The sequence below is a fragment of the Niveispirillum sp. BGYR6 genome, assembly GCF_027568365.1.
In the GTDB taxonomy this organism is placed as follows: domain Bacteria; phylum Pseudomonadota; class Alphaproteobacteria; order Azospirillales; family Azospirillaceae; genus Niveispirillum.
On sequence record NZ_JANLNL010000001.1, the window covers coordinates 227,549 to 243,883 of the forward strand.

The following is a 16,335-nucleotide window of genomic DNA, read 5'->3' on the forward strand; positions in this document are numbered from 1 at the left end:
AACCCCCGACAGGTTTCCTGTCGGGGGACCTCCATCAAGGCAATGCGGGATAGACAAAGAACATAAGGGCCTTCTCCCACTCGGAAGGGCAGGGATGACCGGGGGTGGTGGGCAGCCCACTGTATTGAGCCAGCCCGCCACGGATCAGCCCAGGGCCGCTTCCACCGCCTTGCCACAGGTGATGGTATTGGCCTTGCCCTTCAGGTCGGCGGTGCGCAGGGCCGGTTCGGCCAGTACGCTTTCCACCGCGCGCATGATGCCGGCGGCGGCCTCCGCCTCGCCCAGATGTTCCAGCATCATGGCGGCCGACCAGATCTGGCCGATCGGGTTGGCGATGCCCTTGCCGGCAATATCGGGGGCGGAACCATGCACCGGCTCAAACAGCGACGGGCCGGTGCCTTCCGGGTTGATATTGCCGGACGGCGCGATGCCGATGGTGCCGGTGCAGGCTGGCCCCAGATCGGACAGGATATCGCCGAACAGGTTGGACCCCACCACCACATCAAACCGGTCCGGGTTCAGCACGAACTGGGCGGTCAGAATGTCGATATGGTACTTGTCCCAGCGCACATCCGGATAGTGCGCCGCCATCGCCTCCACCCGCGCATCCCAGAAGGGCATGGAGATGGAGATGCCGTTGGATTTGGTGGCAGAGGTCAGGTGCCGGTTGGGCCGGCGGTTGGCCAGCTCAAACGCATAACGCAGCACCCGGTCCACGCCATGGCGGGTCATCACCGTTTCCTGGATGACGATTTCCCGGTCGGTGCCGGGGAACATATGGCCGCCGACGGAGGAATATTCGCCCTCCGTATTCTCCCGCACGATCCAGAAATCAATGTCGCCCGGCTGGCGACCGGCCAACGGGCAGGGCACGCCGGGCATCAGCCGCACCGGGCGCAGGTTGACATATTGGTCATATTCGCGGCGGAACTGCAGCAGCGAACCCCAGAGCGAAATATGGTCCGGCACCGTGGCGGGCCAGCCGACGGCGCCGAAGAAAATGGCGTCGGGCTTGCCGATCTGCGCCTTCCAATCTTCCGGCATCATCCGGCCATGGCGGGCGTAATAATCGCAATTGGCGAAATCATGCCATTGCTGGTTGATGGTGAAGCCATAGAGGCTGGCGGCGCGTTCCAGCACGCGCACGCCCTCCGGCATCACCTCATTGCCGATCCCGTCGCCGGCGATGACGGCAATGTTATAGCTGCGCTTGCTGCTCATGCCCCGTACCCCAGCTTCAGACCAGCAATATGGAAGGTCTTGGTTTCCAGATATTCGTCAATGCCGGTCGGCCCGCCTTCGCGGCCCAGACCGGATTGCTTGATGCCGCCGAAGGGCGACATTTCCATGGCGATGGAGCCGGTATTCAGCGCCACCATGCCGGTTTCCAGCGCCTCCGCCACCCGGAAGGCGCGGTGCAGATTTTCGGTGTAGAAATAGCTGGCCAGCCCGAAGGGCGTGTCATTGGCGATGCGGATCGCCTCTTCCTCTGCCTGGAAGCGGAAGACGGGGGCGACAGGGCCGAAGGTTTCCTCCGACGCCAGCCGCATGGACGGGTCCGCCCCGGTCAGCAGCACCGGCGTGGCAAACCGCTCACCCTGATAGCCCTCGGCCTGCGCGCTGAGCCGGGCACCGCGCGACAGCGCGTCATCCACATGGGCCTGTGTCTTGTCGAGGGCGGCCTTGTTGATCAGCGGACCGGTGGTGACACCCGGCTGGTCGCCCGGCCCCACCTTCAGCGCCGCCACGGCGCGGCCCAGCTTTTCCACAAAGGCATCATGGATGCCATCCTGCACCAGGATGCGGTTGGCGCAGACGCAGGTTTGGCCGGCATTGCGGAACTTGCTGGCCATGGTGGCGGCCACCGCCACATCCAGATCGGCATCGTCGAACACGATCAGCGGCGCATTGCCGCCCAGTTCCAGCGACAGGCGCTTCACCGTGTCGGCGCATTGCGCCATCAACAGGCTGCCGATACGGGTGGAACCGGTGAAGGAAAGCTTGCGCACCAGCGGGCTGCCGGTCAGGGCGGCGCCAATGCCCTGCGGCCGCCCGGTGACGACATTGAACACGCCCGGCGGAATACCGGCCTGTTCCGCCAGCTTGGCCAGGGCGAGCGCGGTGAAGGGCGTCATTTCTGACGGTTTCACCACCACCGGGCAGCCGGCGGCGAGCGCCGCACCGCATTTGCGGGTGATCATGGCGGCGGGGAAGTTCCAGGGCGTGATGATGGCCGAAACGCCCACCGGTTCCTTCATCACCAGAATGCGGCGGTCGGCTTCCGGTGCCGGCACCATGCCGCCCAGGATGCGCCGCGCCTCGCCGGCGAACCACTTGATGAAGCTGGCGGCATAGCGCACTTCGCCCGCCGCTTCGGCCAGGGGCTTGCCCTGCTCGGCGGTCATGATGCGGGCCAGATCATCGCCATTGGCCAGCATCAGCGCGTGCCAGCGCTCCAGCAGGTCGGCCCGGGTGGCGGCCGGCAGCGCCCGCCAGGCCGGCCAGGCGGCATTGGCGGCGGCGATGGCGGCCTTTGTGTCCGCCTCATCCGCGTCCGGCACGGTGCCGATGATGGCACCCGTGGCGGGATTATCCACATCCAGGGTGCGGCCAGAGGCAGCACCCACCCACTGGCCACCGATCAGGTTGGCCTGGATGAACAAGGTGGGGTCGGCAAGGGTCGGCTTCATGATCATCCCAGGGCTTGGGTGACAAGGGAGAAGGTGCGCAACGCGCTGTCGCGCTTGGGCTTCGGTCCGCGCACCATGCGGGTGACGCGGCCGACACATTGCAGGCCCAGCCCATCCAGCCAGGGCGACAGGCCGCTATCTTCCGGGATATCGACACGGCAGAACATGCCGGCATTGGCCCCCAGCCAGTGGGAGATCAAGGCCTTGGCCCCGCCTTCATCCGGCGCCACGGTGGGGCCGACGACATAGCCGCGCCCGAACCGGCGGAACAGGGCAAAGCCCGCCGGCTCATGCGCGCGGGTCAGCATCACGCCGACAGCGCTTTTATCCAGGGTGCTGATCAGGTGGCTGCGATCCATACCGGTGGCGCGGGCATCCATGGCTGTAATCACGGGCCAGTCGCTCTGCCCCATCGGGCGGACCCGTTCATCGGTGATCAGGTCCGGCACCGGCACGGAAAAGGCCGTGCCCTGATGTTGCAGCACCACGCCATCGGCATCGAAGCCCAGGCTGCGATAAAGCGGCGCGCCCTCTGTCGTGGCGTGCAGGATGATGGTGCGGTCGCCCAACCTGTCCATCACCGCCTGCATCAGCTTGCGACCCAGTCCAGCCCCCTGGCAGAAGGGAGAGACGATGACCATGCCCAGCGTGGCCATTTCTGGCCCAAACGGCCAGCACATGGCCGTCCCCACCACCTCGCCATCGCGCTCAGCCACCACGCCTTCCCCGATTTCCAGGAAGAAGCTCCAGTCTTCCAGCAGGTGCGGCCAGTTCAACTCCCGGGAAAGCGCGTGCGCCTGGGGCAGATCATCCTGGTTCATCGCCCGCAATTGAATGGCGGGTGGCGTCCCCTTCTCCATGCCATGCACTCCTTGATAGGGGGCGGTGACGGCATGGTCTGCCGCAGCATCTGCCGTGTCGCCCCTGAACGACTGGTATGACAGTAAGCCGGCTCGCGTGGCATTCGCTGCCGCCCTGTCGGTTTATTCGGAAGAATCTAATGTCCTGCTTTGGCGTGATCCCGAACAAATGCCGTCACAGACGCATAATCTGGGCAGCAGTTTCACGCCAGCGCCGACAGGAGCCTTGCCCATGGTCAGCTTCAATCCCGATCAGATCGCCCATGCCATCGGTTCCAATATCATCGGCGGGCGCCGTGTGGTGGGGCAGGGGCCGGCGCTGACGGTGCTGCGCCCGTCTGATGCACGGCCCTTTGCTGATCTGGATACGGCCAGCGCCGATCAGGTGGATCAGGCGGTGGAAGATGCCGCCCATGCCTTCCAGCACAGCGATTGGGCCCGGGTGGAGCCCCGCCAGCGCATGAAGGTGCTGCGCCGCTGGGCCGATCTGATAGAGGCCGACATGGATGTGCTGGCCCCGCTGGAGGCCGCCGGCTCCACCCGCACCATCGCGGAGACACGCGCCTGGGATGTCTGGTACACGGCCGAAACCATCCGCTTCTTCGCGGAATTTGCCGACAAGGTGGGCGGCGATGTTGCCGCCACCAGTGCCGACAAGCTGGGCCTGACCATCACCCAGCCCTATGGCGTGATCGCCGCGGTGGCACCTTGGAACCTGCCTCTGGTCATGGCTGGCTGGAAGGTTGCCCCGGCGCTGGCGGCCGGCAATGCCGTGGTGCTGAAGCCCAGCGAGATGACGCCCTTCAGCGTGGTGCGGCTGGCTGAACTGGCGATAGAGGCGGGGTTGCCGCCGGGCTTGTTCAATATTGTGCAGGGTGACGGGCGGAACGTGGGTGACCGGCTGTGCCGGCATCCGTTGGTCGCCAAGGTGACCTTCACCGGCTCCACCCGCACCGGCATCGCCATCATGCAGGCCTGTGCCGAGACGGGTCCGAAGCCGGTGACGCTGGAACTGGGCGGCAAAAGCCCGCAACTGGTCTTCGCTGATGCCAGCGACCTGGACAAGACGGCGGGCATCGTCGCCCGCGCCATCACCCTGAATGCCGGTCAGGTTTGTGTCGCCGGTTCCCGCCTGCTGGTGCAAGAACAGGTGGCCGACCGGGTGGTGTCGGCCATCCGTGACCGGTTCCAGGCGCTGCGCCCCGGCCCCACCTGGGAGGCGGGCACCAGCCTGTCGCCCATCATCTCCCACCCCCAGGCTGATCGCATTGATGGCATTGTCAGCCGCACCAAGGCGGCGGGGGCGGAGGTGCTGACCGGCGGCGGCCGGGCAACGGGCCCGCAGGATGGCGCCTTCTATCAACCCACCATCCTGGCCGGGGTGACGCGGGAGCATGAGGCAGTGCGGGAGGAGATCTTCGGCCCCGTGCTGACCGTGCAGACCTTCCGGGAGGAGGAGGAGGCGTTTGCCATGGCCAATGACAGCGGCTTCGGGCTGGCGGCGGGCGTGCATACGGGCGACGTTTCCCGCGCGCTGCGGGCCTTGAAGGCGCTGGAGGCGGGGACGGTCTGGGTCAACCGCTATGGCCGCAGCAATGATTTCATCCTGCCCACGGGCGGCTTCAAGAAATCCGGCATCGGCAAGGATCTGGGGCGGGAGGCCTATGAGGCCAATCTGAAATCCAAAACCATGCTGATTGAGTTCTGATTGCCGCCCGTTCTATGGTGCCGGCGATTGATCCGCAACCGGACCCCGGCACCATGACCCACCTGCTTCCCCTGATCCTTGATGGCGATCCCGGCACCGATGACCTGTTGACCTGGATGTGGGCGCTGGCCGTGCCGGACCGGGTGAAGGTGTTGGGCATCTGCACGGTGCATGGCAATGTGGCGCTGGCCCGCACCACGGAAAATGCCCTGGCCTTGCTGGACCATCTGGATGCCCCTGCCATTCCTGTCCATGCCGGGGAAAAGGCGCCGCTGGGCCGGGCGGAGCCGCCGGCCGGCGATGGCGCCTTTGCCGAAAGCGGCTTGGGGGCCCTGGTGCTGGCGCCGGCCACCCGCAAGCCGGCCTCCTATGATGCGGTGGGCTGGATGGCCGATACGCTGCGCAGCCACCCGCCGCGCAGCCTGACCATCTGTGCCACCGGCCCGCTGACCAATCTGGCCCGTCTGCTGGAACGCGCACCGGATGCCTTTGCCCGTATCGGCCATCTGGCGGTGATGGGCGGTTCCTGTGCTCCATTGCCGCCGAACCATGTGCGGCGGGGCAATATCACCGAATGGGCTGAGTTCAATTTCTATATGGACCCGCTGGCCGCCCAGCAGGTGCTGAACAGCGGCATCCCCATCACCCTGATGCCACTGGATCTGACCCATCAGCTGGTCAGCACGCCCGACCGGCTGGCCCGTGCCCGCGCCCTGCCGCGTTATGGGGAAGAGGTGGCGCTGATGCTGGACGCCGCCGCTCATCTGGACCGGCCGAAATTCGGCGCCGATGGCGCCTTCCAGCATGACATGACGGTGCTGGCCAATCTGCTGCATCCCGATCTGTTCGAAGGGGAGCAATCCCAGGTGACCGTGACGACAACCGGGGCCGGTGCAGGTGCCTGCCTGCGCGTGCCGGACCCGGCCGGGTCGGTGCGCGTCATGCTGCGCGTGCCCGATCCGGCTGCGTTCTTCGACCGGTTCTTCCAGGCATTGGGGGAGCCATGACAGAGAGCCCGGAACCCATCCTTTTTGAACCGGCCGTACCGATTGTCCGCATCTTTGATGTGGCCAAGGCACGGGAGTTTTATCTGGATTTTCTGGGCTTTGCGCTGGATTGGGAACATCGGTTCGGCGACAATTTCCCGCTTTATTGCCAGGTATCGCGCGGCCCCCTGCGGCTGCACCTGTCCGAACATGTGGGCGATGCCACGCCGGGCGGGAACATGGTGGTCTACATGACCGGCGTCCGGGCCTTTCAGCAGGAACTGGCGGAAAAGGAATATCGCTATATGAAGCCAGACCTGGATATGTTGGAAGACATGCTGATGCTTCAGGTCACCGATCCGTTTGGCAACCGTATGCGTTTTCTGGAATTGCCGGAAGAAGACTAAGGGTTGCAATCGGTATCCGTTGCTTCATTCTCTCCCCGCAAAGAATAGGGGGGAATGATGAAGTCGATTTCTATTATCGCCGCCGCCAGTTTGCTGGCGGTGACGTTCCCGGCCTATGCGGGTGACGCAACGGGGCTGACGGCGACATCGCTGCTGGACACGAAGACCTTGGGGGATGGGGTGCCGCTGCGCTATCCCACCGGTGATGCCCATTTGACCGCCCTGATGGTGGAACTGGCCCCCGGCGGGGAAACCGGTCTGCACCGTCACCCGATGCCGGTGGTGGGCTACATCGTTTCCGGCGAGGTGACGGTCTCCGCCGAGGGCATGGCACCGCGGGTGTTTAAGGCGGGTGAGGCCTTCGTGGAAATCTCCGTCTGGCATAATGGCCGCAATGAGGGGCGGGAGCCGGTGAGGATTCTGGCGATCTATCTGGGGGCGGAAGGTCAGTTGCGGGTTGAAAAGAAGCAAGGCGGTGACGGGCATTATTGATGTCCCTCACCGCCTTTTTCTGCGCCTCGGCGTCTGGCCGATGGTGCCGCAGCCTGGGAAGCAGCCCTATCTATCCGACAGGTTACGGGGGGGGATTATGATACCGGCCATGGCACAGCCATGACCGGTATCGGGGGAAATGAATCTTGAAAAAATGATGCAATAACAGGGGCTTGTCAGAAAATTCTGACATGTTTCTGTCGATCAAGAACAAGGTAAAAATAATATAAATCCTCCATGCTATTGGAAGGGAAAATATTTGTATGCGTAAGGTCATGTTGACCGAATTTAGAATACGGACGTAGGGTTTTTCAAAAGCCAGTCGTGCGGTTATTTTTCTGATGAAAATAATCCGCCTTAAGACTGCGCTTGTCCTTCGTTCGTCGATTAGAAAATCCAAAGGGTGCGCAATGTTATCATTCGCAAACAATATGTCAGTCAAAACCAGGATCGGCCTTTCCTTTGCAGGCGTCCTGGTTGTCATCCTGTTGATGGGGCTTTACCTCAACACGCAGATTGCGGTGGTGGCGAAGACCAGCCAATGGAACACGCACACCTATAAGGTTCTGGCACGCATCGACGATGTTGTCGCCGGCATGGTGGATCAGGAAACCGGCCTGCGCGGTTATCTGCTGGCAGGCAAGAAGGAATTTCTGGAACCCTATTACGGTGGGCGCAAGCGGGTGGCGGAGGCCTGGCAGCAGGCCAAGGAACTGACGGCGGACAATGCCGCCCAGCAGCGGCGCCTGGACGATCTGAAAGCCGCCATCGACCAATGGCAAAATAATGTGGCCGAGCGGGAAATTGCTCTGATGGGCGACGCGGCCACCGTTCAGGCGGCACGTGAGATGGAAGCCAGCGGGGCCGGCAAAGCCTCGTTCGACGCGTTGCGCCGCATCGCCGCAGAAACACGAAGCGTCGAAAGCGACCTGCTGAAGACAAGGTCGGCGGAACAGGATGGCGCGATCTCGGCTTCAAGCACTGCGACCTGGGTGGGCATGATCGCGGCGGCTCTTCTCTCGGCCTTGCTGGGCTTCCTGCTGGCGCGCGGTCTCAGCCTGCCCATCACCGGCATCTCCGATGTGATGCGGGCGTTGGCCGCCAACGATAAAACCGTGCAGGTGCCTTATCGTGACCGGGGGGATGAGATCGGCAAGATGGCACTGGCCGTGCAGGTGTTCAAGGAAAACGCCATTGAGATGGACCGGCTGCAGGCCGAACAGGAAAAGCTGAAGGCCACTGCCGAGGCCGAACGCCGGGCCGGCATGTTGAAGCTTGCCGATGCGTTCGAAGCACGGGTGAAGGGCGTGGTGGAAACCGTGGCCTCTGCCGCGACAGAGATGCAGGCCACGGCTTCGGCCATGTCGGGCACGGCGGAAGAAACCAGCCGGCAGGCCATGGTGGTGGCGTCGGCCTCTGAACAGGCTTCTGCGAATGTTCAGACGGTGGCCAGCGCCACGGAAGAACTCTCCTCTTCCATCCAGGAGATCGGGCGGCAGGTGGCCAATTCTACCCAGATCGCCAATCAGGCGGTGGCGGAGACCAAGCGCACCTCCGATACGATGGGGGCGCTGGTGCTCGCCGCCCAGCAGATTGGCGACATTGTTAAGCTGATCAATGAGATTGCCAGCCAGACCAACCTGTTGGCTCTGAATGCCACCATCGAGGCGGCGCGCGCCGGTGATGCTGGCAAGGGCTTTGCCGTGGTGGCGTCGGAAGTGAAGGCGCTGGCCACCCAGACTGCCCGCGCCACCGAGGATATCCAGGCGAAGGTCAACGAAATTCAGGCGGCCACGGGCGGCGCCAAATCCGCCGTGGAAGGGGTGGAGAAAACCATCGCCCGCCTGAATGAGATTGCCGGCAATATTGCGGCGGCGATTGAGCAGCAGGGGGCGGCAACGCGGGAAATCTCTTCCAACGTGCAGCAGGCGGCCCATGGCACCTATGAGGTGAATTCCAACATCACCGGGGTGAGCCAGGCCGCAGCTGAGGCAGGATCGGCCGCCACCCAGGTGCTGGGATCGGCCAATGGTCTTTCAAAGGAAGCGGAAGTCCTGCGCCATGAGGTGGAGAACTTCATTTCCACGGTGCGCGCCGCCTGATCCTGGCCCGGATGGATCGTGACACGCCAAGAAGGGGGATGCGGTCAACGCCGCATCCCCCTTCTTGGCTCTTCAAATGGTTCAGATGGCAGCGGTCTGGTGATTGCTGACCGGTTCGGCATTGTCCAGCGCAAAGGGGCCGGCGCCGAAGGCCACGATCTGCAGGAAACCGCCGGCCATGGCGATGTTCTTCCAGAACATGATCTGTTGCACATAGGCGGCCTGGGCATCGGCCAGCGCCCAGTAATTATGGAACAGCATGGCGGTCAGGATGGAGAAACCGGCCAGCGCCAGGGCGCCCAACCGCGCCTGGAAGCCCAGCAGCACCATTGTGCCGCCGACAATCTCCGTCACCGCCGCTGCCGCCAGCAACAGGTCGGACGGCAGCGGCAGGCCCGCCGTGGCGACATAGCCCACCGAAGCATCCCACGCCAGCAGCTTGCCCAAGCCGCTGGTCAGGAAAATGGCCGAGAGCAGAACGCGGCCGATGACAGGGATGAAGTCAGAGATTTTGTTGAAGCCGATCATGATGGCGATCCTTTTTCCGGGAAGCGGGGCCGTGTGCGGCGTCGTCCGCTGATGGGGGAAAGCTATTGCCAGACAGGCTGTGAAACAATTCAGCAATATCAGAAAACATTGTCCTGATTTTCGCAACTATCCTTTTGCCCTTGCCATTTCTGCCGCGGTGAGCTGGCAGTATGTCTCTGATTTAAATACAGTTTCTGCTTTTAAACCTATTTTTCTTGATAAATATCAATAATTGCATACTAACGTATATGTTACATTTTGTTGCCTATTGAATAATTGATAAGTCCATGACATCGGCTGACACATCATGTTCGGCCGGGTACTCGATCATTCGGGGTGCCGAGATGAAAGTAACCATAAAACGCACATTGCTGGCAGTTATGGCCGTTCTTGGGGGAGCTTTACTGCTTTCCAACCTCATCAATATCGCTGCCATTCAGAATGCGGATAAGGGGCTGAGCACGGTCTATGTCGACCGTGTGGTGCCGTTGGAGCAGTTGAAGCGTGTTTCCGATGATTATGCTGTCTCCATCGTGGATGCGACGCATAAGGTGAATAATGGCGGGATGGGCTGGCAGGATGGTTTGGCGGCGGTCACCGGCGCTCAACAGCGTATCCATGAGACCTGGAACGCCTATCTGTCCACGGAACTGACGGTGGAAGAAAAGCAGCTGGTGGATCAGACCATGGTGACCATGGGGCCAGCTGACGCGGCGGTGGCTACACTGATGGCCATCCTGCAGAGCGGGGACAGAGAGGCGCTGTCCCGCTTTGTGCGGGACCGGCTTTATCAGTCGATTGACCCGCTGACGAATAATATCGGGGCACTGACCAGCCTGCAGGTTTCAGTCGCCGGTACCGTTTATCAGGACAGCCATAATGATGGGCTGAAAGCCATTCTGATCGGCAAGGCCATGCTGGGTGCCGGGTTATTGGCCTTTGCCATTGGCGTATTAACGGTGCAGCGCCGTGTGCTGCGCCCGCTGGACCGGTTGACGGGTACCTTGCGGGTGCTGGCCGGGCAGGATTTCAGCGTCACTGTTTCCGACACCGGGCGCGCTGACGAGATTGGGGAGATGGCGCGGGCGGTGGATGTCTTGAAGGAAAATGGCGCCGACGCGCAGCGCCTGCGCCAGCAGCAGGAACTGGCACGTGAAGCGGCCGAGCGGCAGAAGCGCGCCGCCCTGGAAGCCATGGCGGCCAAGGTGGAGAGCGAGGCCGACCGTGCCGTGGGCGAGGTGGCACGCCAGACCGACAGCATGGGAAACCATGCCGGGGCGGTGGCCGACTCCGCCGGCCTGGTGGCGCAGAACAGCCAGAATGTGGCGGCTGCCGCTACCCAGGCGCTGCATAATGCCGAAACCGTTGCCTCGGCAGCGGAAGAACTGTCCATGTCGATCCGGGAGATTGCCCAGCAGGTCAGCCATGGCGGCCAGGTCAGCCGGCGCGCCGAGGAAATCGGGGTCCGCGCCCGGACAGCAATCGGCGGGTTGGCCGAAGCTGTGGGGCGTATCGGCGATGTCGCCGACATGATCAACCAGATTGCCGGCCAGACCAACCTGCTGGCGCTCAATGCCACCATTGAGGCCGCCCGCGCGGGGGAAGCCGGCAAGGGTTTCGCTGTGGTGGCCGCTGAGGTCAAAGCCTTGGCCAACCAGACGGCGCGGGCGACAGAGGAGATCAGCCAGCAGCTGGCTGATATTCGCATTGTCACCGACAGCGCGGTTATCGCCGTGCAGGAAATGGGCGGCACCATCGGGGAGATGAGCCAGATCACCCATTCCATCTCCGCTGCCGTGGAAGAACAGGGTGCCGCCACGCAAGAGATCAGCCGTAACGTGCTGCAGGCTGCCGATGCCGCCCGCGAAGTATCCAGCCGCATCGGGGAGGTGTCGCAGGAAGCCAAACAAAGCGGCAGCCGCGCCGGGGCCATGCTGGATGCCAGCCGCGCTGTGTCCGGCTCAATCGCCACGTTGCGCCATGAACTGGTGCAGGTGGTGCGCCACGCCATGGACGAGGTGAATGGCGCCAAGGCGGCGTGAAGCGCTGTTAAACAGCCCCGTTTGATCGAAAAGAAAAAGGCCGCGTCCTTTCGGGCGCGGCCTTGCTCATTCCGGCTGGAATGAACCTTAGCGGGAATAGAATTCCACGACCAGGTTCGGTTCCATCTGGGTCGGGTACGGAACGTCCGACAGGCCCGGGGCGCGCAGGAAGGTGCCCTTGAAAGCGCCGGTGTCGACGGTCACGTAATCCGGGAAGTCACGCTCGCCGGACTGGATGGATTCCATGATCAGGGCGAAGTTCTTGGCCTTGGCCCGCACTTCCACCACGTCATTGTCCTTGACCTGGTAGGAGGGGATGTTCAGGCGCTTGCCATTCACCAGGATGTGACCATGGTTGATGATCTGGCGGGCGGAGAACGGGGTCGGCGCAAACTTCATGCGGTAGACAACGGCGTCCAGGCGGCGTTCCAGCAGCTGGATCAGGTTCTCGCCCGAATCGCCCTTACGACGAACGGCTTCCTGGTACAGCTTGCGGAACTGCTTCTCACCGATATTGCCGTAATAGCCCTTCAGCTTCTGCTTGGCCATCAGCTGCAGGCCGTAATCGGACGGCTTCTTGCGGCGCTGACCATGCTGGCCGGGGCCATATTCACGCTTGTTGACCGGGGACTTGGCACGGCCCCACAGGTTCACGCCCAAGCGGCGGTCAATCTTGTACTTGGCTTCTTGACGCTTGCTCATAACAAACTCCACGGCACCGCCATGATTGGCGGCTTGTTGTCCCGGTAGTTCCCCGCCCTTTGCCTTCACCGGTTGGAAAAGACAAAAACGGGGACGGGGCGCCGAACCGCCGGCACCCGCCTTCCCAGGAATTCGGGGGGTATATTGGATCAGGCGGCCCCTGTCAAACCCGGTTTGGGGGCACGCCTGCAACCCTGGTCATCATTCCGCCGTCAGCGGGCTTTCACCCGGCGGCAGCAGCACGCGGCCCAGTTCCACCATGCGGAAATAGCCGGGCCGGCCCGGATAGGGGCAGGCGGCGGAGAGGTAGCGCACTACCTGTCCGCCGCGCAACATCCGGTCCCAGGCGTAAACGGCACAGGGGCCATCCGGGCTGTCATGGATGTCGCCGGTTACGAAGGTGGGGTAATTGCCCCGCTGGCTGCCCTTGCCGCCACCCACGGTCAGGGGCAGTTGTGGGGCTGCCTTTGCCGGCGGCGGGGCAGGGGGTGCCGACCCGCAGGCGCCCAACAGCAACAGCGCCGGCAGAACCGGCAACATCCCCCATCCCCGCATCGTCCCCATCCCCATAATCCAGGTGGTAAACCCCTTGGGTTTTGCCCCCTGAATTATGGCGGATGCGGGGCGTCGCGGTCAGCGCTTGGTCTTTGCCTTGGCGGCCAGGAAGGCGGCGGCAAAGGCATTATCTTCCGGGGCAGGGGCGGCTTTCGGCTTCGGCGGCGGGGCATTGTTGCGCGGGGCCTGCGACGGCGGCGGGCCGCGCCGGTCGTCGCGGCGATCATCACGCCGTTCCGGACGTTGCGGCTGGCCGGTGGCGGGCTTGGCGGGGGCGGGGCGCTCATCCAGCTTCATGGTCAGGCCCACGCGCTTGCGCTTCAGGTCCACTTCCATGACCTTGACCTTGACGATATCGCCGGCCTTCACCACCGCATGGGGGTCTTTCACGAAGCTGTGCGACAGCTGGCTGATATGAACCAGCCCATCCTGATGCACGCCGACATCGACAAAGGCACCAAAGGCGGTGACGTTGGTGACCACCCCTTCCAGCACCATGCCGGGCTGAAGGTCTTTCAGCTCCTCCACCCCATCCTTGAACTGGGCGGTCTTGAATTCCGGGCGCGGGTCGCGGCCGGGCTTCTCCAGCTCTTTCAGAATGTCGGTGACGGTGGGGATGCCGAATTTCTCATCGGTGAAATCCGCCGGGTCCAGCGATTGCAAGAAGGCAACATCACCGATCAGCTTGGAAAGCGGGCGGCCGGTCTTCTTCAGGATGCGTTCCACCACCGGATAGGCTTCCGGGTGGACCGACGAACCATCCAGCGGGTTTTCCCCATCGCGGATGCGCAGGAAGCCGGCGGCCTGTTCAAACGCTTTCGGCCCCAGGCGCGGTACATCCAGCAATTGCCGGCGGGAGCGGAAGGCGCCCTTTTCATCGCGGAAGGTGACGACATTCTTGGCCACGCTTTCCGACAGGCCGGAAACGCGGGCCAGCAGCGGCACCGATGCGGTGTTCAAATCCACGCCGACGCCATTCACGCAATCTTCCACCACCGCATCCAGGGTGCGCGAGAGCTTGGCCGGGCTGACATCATGCTGATACTGGCCGACACCGATGGATTTCGGGTCGATCTTCACCAGTTCGGCCAGCGGGTCTTGCAGACGCCTTGCGATGGAGACGGCCCCGCGCAGGGAAACATCCAGCTTGGGGAATTCCAGCGCCGCCACTTCCGAGGCGGAATAGACGGAGGCGCCGGCCTCCGACACCATCACCTTGGTCAGTTTCACATCCGGCAGGCGGGCGATCAGGTCGGCGGCCAGCTTGTCCGTCTCCCGGCTGGCGGTGCCGTTGCCGATGGCGATCAGGTCCACATCATGGCGTATCACCAGCGCCCCCAGTGCGGCCAGGGAGCCTTCCCAATCGCGCTTGGGCTCGTGCGGATAAATCACGGTGGTGTCCAGCAACTTGCCGGTGGCATCCACCACCGCCACCTTCACACCCGTGCGGATGCCGGGGTCCAGCCCCAGGGTGGAACGCTGGCCGGCGGGCGGGGCCAGCAGCAGATCCTTCAGATTGCGGCCAAAGACGTGGATGGCCTCATCCTCCGCCTTTTCCCGCAGCACATTCATCAGGTCCAGTTCGATATGCAGGGCGATCTTGGTGCGCCAGGCCCAGCGGCAGGTATCCAGCAGCCAGCGATCCGCCGCCCGGCTGCGATCCGTTATATTAAAGGCAGCGGCAATCATCTGCTCTGCCGGGTGCGGGCCACCGGTGGCGGCCTGATCCTCACCCACCGCCAGCTTCAAATCCAGCACGCCGGCGGCGCGGCCCCGGAACAGGGCCAGCGCGCGGTGAGAGGCGATCTTGGATAAGGCTTCGCTGAAGGCGAAATAGTCGGAGAATTTGGCCCCTTCATCGGCCTTGCCCTCCACCAGACTGGCGGCCAGCACGCCTTGATTTTGGGCGAACTCGCGCAGGCGGCCGACCAGGGTGGCATCCTCGCCCATGCGTTCCACCAGGATGGCACGCGCCCCGTCCAGGGCGGCTTTCACATCGGCCACACCCTTTTCGGCATCGACAAAGCGAGCGGCCTCCGTCTCCGGCGCCAGGGTCGGGTCGGCCAGCAGCGCATCGGCCAGCGGTTCCAGCCCCGCCTCCCGCGCGATCATCGCCTTGGTGCGGCGCTTGGGGCGATAGGGCAGGTACAAGTCTTCCAGCCGGGTCTTGGTGTCCGCCTCCGCGATCTGCTTTTCCAGATCGGGGGTCATCTTGCCCTGTTCGGTAATGCTGGCCTGAATGGTGGCGCGGCGCTCCTCCAACTCTCGCAGGTAACGCAGCCGCTCATCCAGAGTGCGCAGCTGCGTATCATCCAGCCCGCCGGTCACTTCCTTGCGGTAACGGGCGATGAAGGGGACGGTCGAGCCCTCGTCCAGCAGGGCGATGGCCGCTTCCACCTGCTGTGGGCGGGCGGAGAGTTCCTGGGCGATGCGGGCGGCGATGCTGATCATGATGTCTCGATAGCGGGGACAGGCCGGAAGCAGGCTGCATAGCGCATCTGGTGCAGGGCTGCCAACCGCCGAACGCAGGTTACATATTGGATATATATTGGTCTGTTAACGGATTGTTAGTTTGTGGCCGATATAAAGACACCCGCAACCATGTTGCGTTTCCTCCCTTATTAAACTTCAACATCCCCGCACCGCATGTCGGTTGCGGGGATTTTTTTGTCCGCAGGGTGGAGAGGCCATGCCGGGTGCCGATACAGGCTGCCTCGGATTGTATAAAGCTGCGACGGGGACATGCTATCGGTACGATGCCGGTGGCGGCAGAATCCTGCCTATGCGCGGCCTATTTAGCCCGTCAGCAGCATTTACCGAAAAAGCGGTATGATCGCGGTGGCGAAATGACGCCCCGACCGCATTGTTTGGATCGAAACGGCTTGACCGGCCGGGGTGATTTGAAACAAATAGTCCTCACGAGGGCCCGATACGGTAACAAGCTTCGCCAGTGGCAAACCCACACAGCAAGGCAAGGACCGGTTGGGAAGCTCCCCCAAGGCCGAAAAAAGAAAAGGCCGCTACGGGAGCGGCCTGAGTTTAGGGAGGAAACGCCCGAAAAGGGCATGCAGCACGTGTGCTGCGATGCACAATATGCCCCCGGGTGCTGGGAATGGCAAGTGTTTTGGCGGCCCCTTCACGGGGCCGTCGCCATTTATATGATTAACATCCTGGTATCATCTTGTGCCGGTCTGGGGCAGGCTGATGGAACAGACAGGCGGTTAGGGGGTTTAAGTCCCTCTGAAACCGTAGGAATTTTCCGT

General features: G+C 63.1%; 13 protein-coding genes. 6 read left to right on the plus strand and 7 right to left on the minus strand.

The window, feature by feature from the left end; translation table 11 throughout:
* Positions 1-144: 144 nt before the first annotated feature.
* Genes PCJ49_RS00925 through PCJ49_RS00935 form a run of 3 tightly spaced genes read right to left on the minus strand, consistent with a single transcriptional unit; the run spans position 145 to position 3,550 of the window.
* Positions 145-1,221 carry a tartrate dehydrogenase gene (locus PCJ49_RS00925; RefSeq protein ID WP_269909288.1) on the minus strand — a complete coding sequence of 359 codons (1,077 nt, stop codon included), beginning with the start codon at positions 1,219-1,221 and terminating at the stop codon, positions 145-147.
* Entirely contained in the window at positions 1,218-2,690 is a 1,473-nt protein-coding gene (locus PCJ49_RS00930; RefSeq protein ID WP_269909289.1) for an NAD-dependent succinate-semialdehyde dehydrogenase, read from the minus strand. The genes PCJ49_RS00925 and PCJ49_RS00930 overlap by 4 nt, the downstream gene beginning before the upstream one ends.
* A gap of 2 nt (positions 2,691-2,692) precedes the next feature.
* Positions 2,693-3,550, minus strand: a complete 858-nt coding sequence (locus PCJ49_RS00935) for a GNAT family N-acetyltransferase (protein ID WP_089286936.1) — start codon at positions 3,548-3,550, stop codon at positions 2,693-2,695.
* 232 nt (positions 3,551-3,782) lie between these two features.
* On the opposite strand from PCJ49_RS00935, the gene PCJ49_RS00940 reads away from it, so the two are divergent.
* The 5 genes from PCJ49_RS00940 to PCJ49_RS00960 all read left to right on the plus strand — a co-directional run bounded on the left by PCJ49_RS00940 (position 3,783) and on the right by PCJ49_RS00960 (position 9,245).
* A complete protein-coding gene (locus PCJ49_RS00940; protein ID WP_269909290.1) occupies positions 3,783-5,258 on the plus strand; it encodes an aldehyde dehydrogenase family protein in 1,476 nt (491 codons plus the stop codon).
* Positions 5,259-5,311: 53 nt separating this feature from the next.
* Positions 5,312-6,265, plus strand: a complete 954-nt coding sequence (locus tag PCJ49_RS00945; protein WP_269909291.1) for a nucleoside hydrolase — start codon at positions 5,312-5,314, stop codon at positions 6,263-6,265.
* Positions 6,262-6,651, plus strand: a complete 390-nt coding sequence (locus PCJ49_RS00950; protein ID WP_269909292.1) for a glyoxalase superfamily protein — start codon at positions 6,262-6,264, stop codon at positions 6,649-6,651. Before PCJ49_RS00945 ends, PCJ49_RS00950 begins: the two co-directional genes overlap by 4 nt.
* 54 nt (positions 6,652-6,705) lie before the next feature.
* Positions 6,706-7,143, plus strand: a complete 438-nt coding sequence (locus tag PCJ49_RS00955) for a cupin domain-containing protein (protein ID WP_269909293.1) — start codon at positions 6,706-6,708, stop codon at positions 7,141-7,143.
* Positions 7,144-7,574: 431 nt separating this feature from the next.
* Positions 7,575-9,245: a CHASE3 domain-containing protein gene (locus PCJ49_RS00960; protein ID WP_269909294.1), complete on the plus strand. Its 1,671-nt coding sequence runs from the start codon at positions 7,575-7,577 to the stop codon at positions 9,243-9,245.
* Positions 9,246-9,326: 81 nt separating this feature from the next.
* On the opposite strand, the gene PCJ49_RS00965 is transcribed toward PCJ49_RS00960, so the two are convergent.
* Positions 9,327-9,773, minus strand: coding sequence for a DoxX family protein (locus PCJ49_RS00965; RefSeq protein ID WP_089286941.1), 447 nt, complete (start codon positions 9,771-9,773; stop codon positions 9,327-9,329).
* A 344-nt stretch (positions 9,774-10,117) separates the two neighbouring features.
* On the opposite strand from PCJ49_RS00965, the gene PCJ49_RS00970 reads away from it, so the two are divergent.
* Positions 10,118-11,815 (plus strand): methyl-accepting chemotaxis protein, encoded by a 1,698-nt coding sequence (locus PCJ49_RS00970; RefSeq protein ID WP_269909295.1) that lies wholly within the window; start codon positions 10,118-10,120, stop codon positions 11,813-11,815.
* Positions 11,816-11,902: 87 nt separating this feature from the next.
* Here the strand turns inward: PCJ49_RS00970 and rpsD are convergent, their stop codons facing one another.
* The 3 genes from rpsD to PCJ49_RS00985 form a co-directional block, all read right to left on the minus strand.
* A complete protein-coding gene (rpsD, locus tag PCJ49_RS00975) occupies positions 11,903-12,517 on the minus strand; it encodes a 30S ribosomal protein S4 (RefSeq protein ID WP_269909296.1) in 615 nt (204 codons plus the stop codon).
* A gap of 201 nt (positions 12,518-12,718) precedes the next feature.
* A complete protein-coding gene (locus PCJ49_RS00980; RefSeq protein WP_269909297.1) occupies positions 12,719-13,057 on the minus strand; it encodes a hypothetical protein in 339 nt (112 codons plus the stop codon).
* Between the two features lie 93 nt (positions 13,058-13,150).
* On the minus strand, positions 13,151-15,523 hold the full coding sequence (locus tag PCJ49_RS00985) for a Tex family protein (RefSeq protein ID WP_269909298.1): 2,373 nt from the start codon (positions 15,521-15,523) through the stop codon (positions 13,151-13,153).
* Positions 15,524-16,335: the final 812 nt, after the last annotated feature.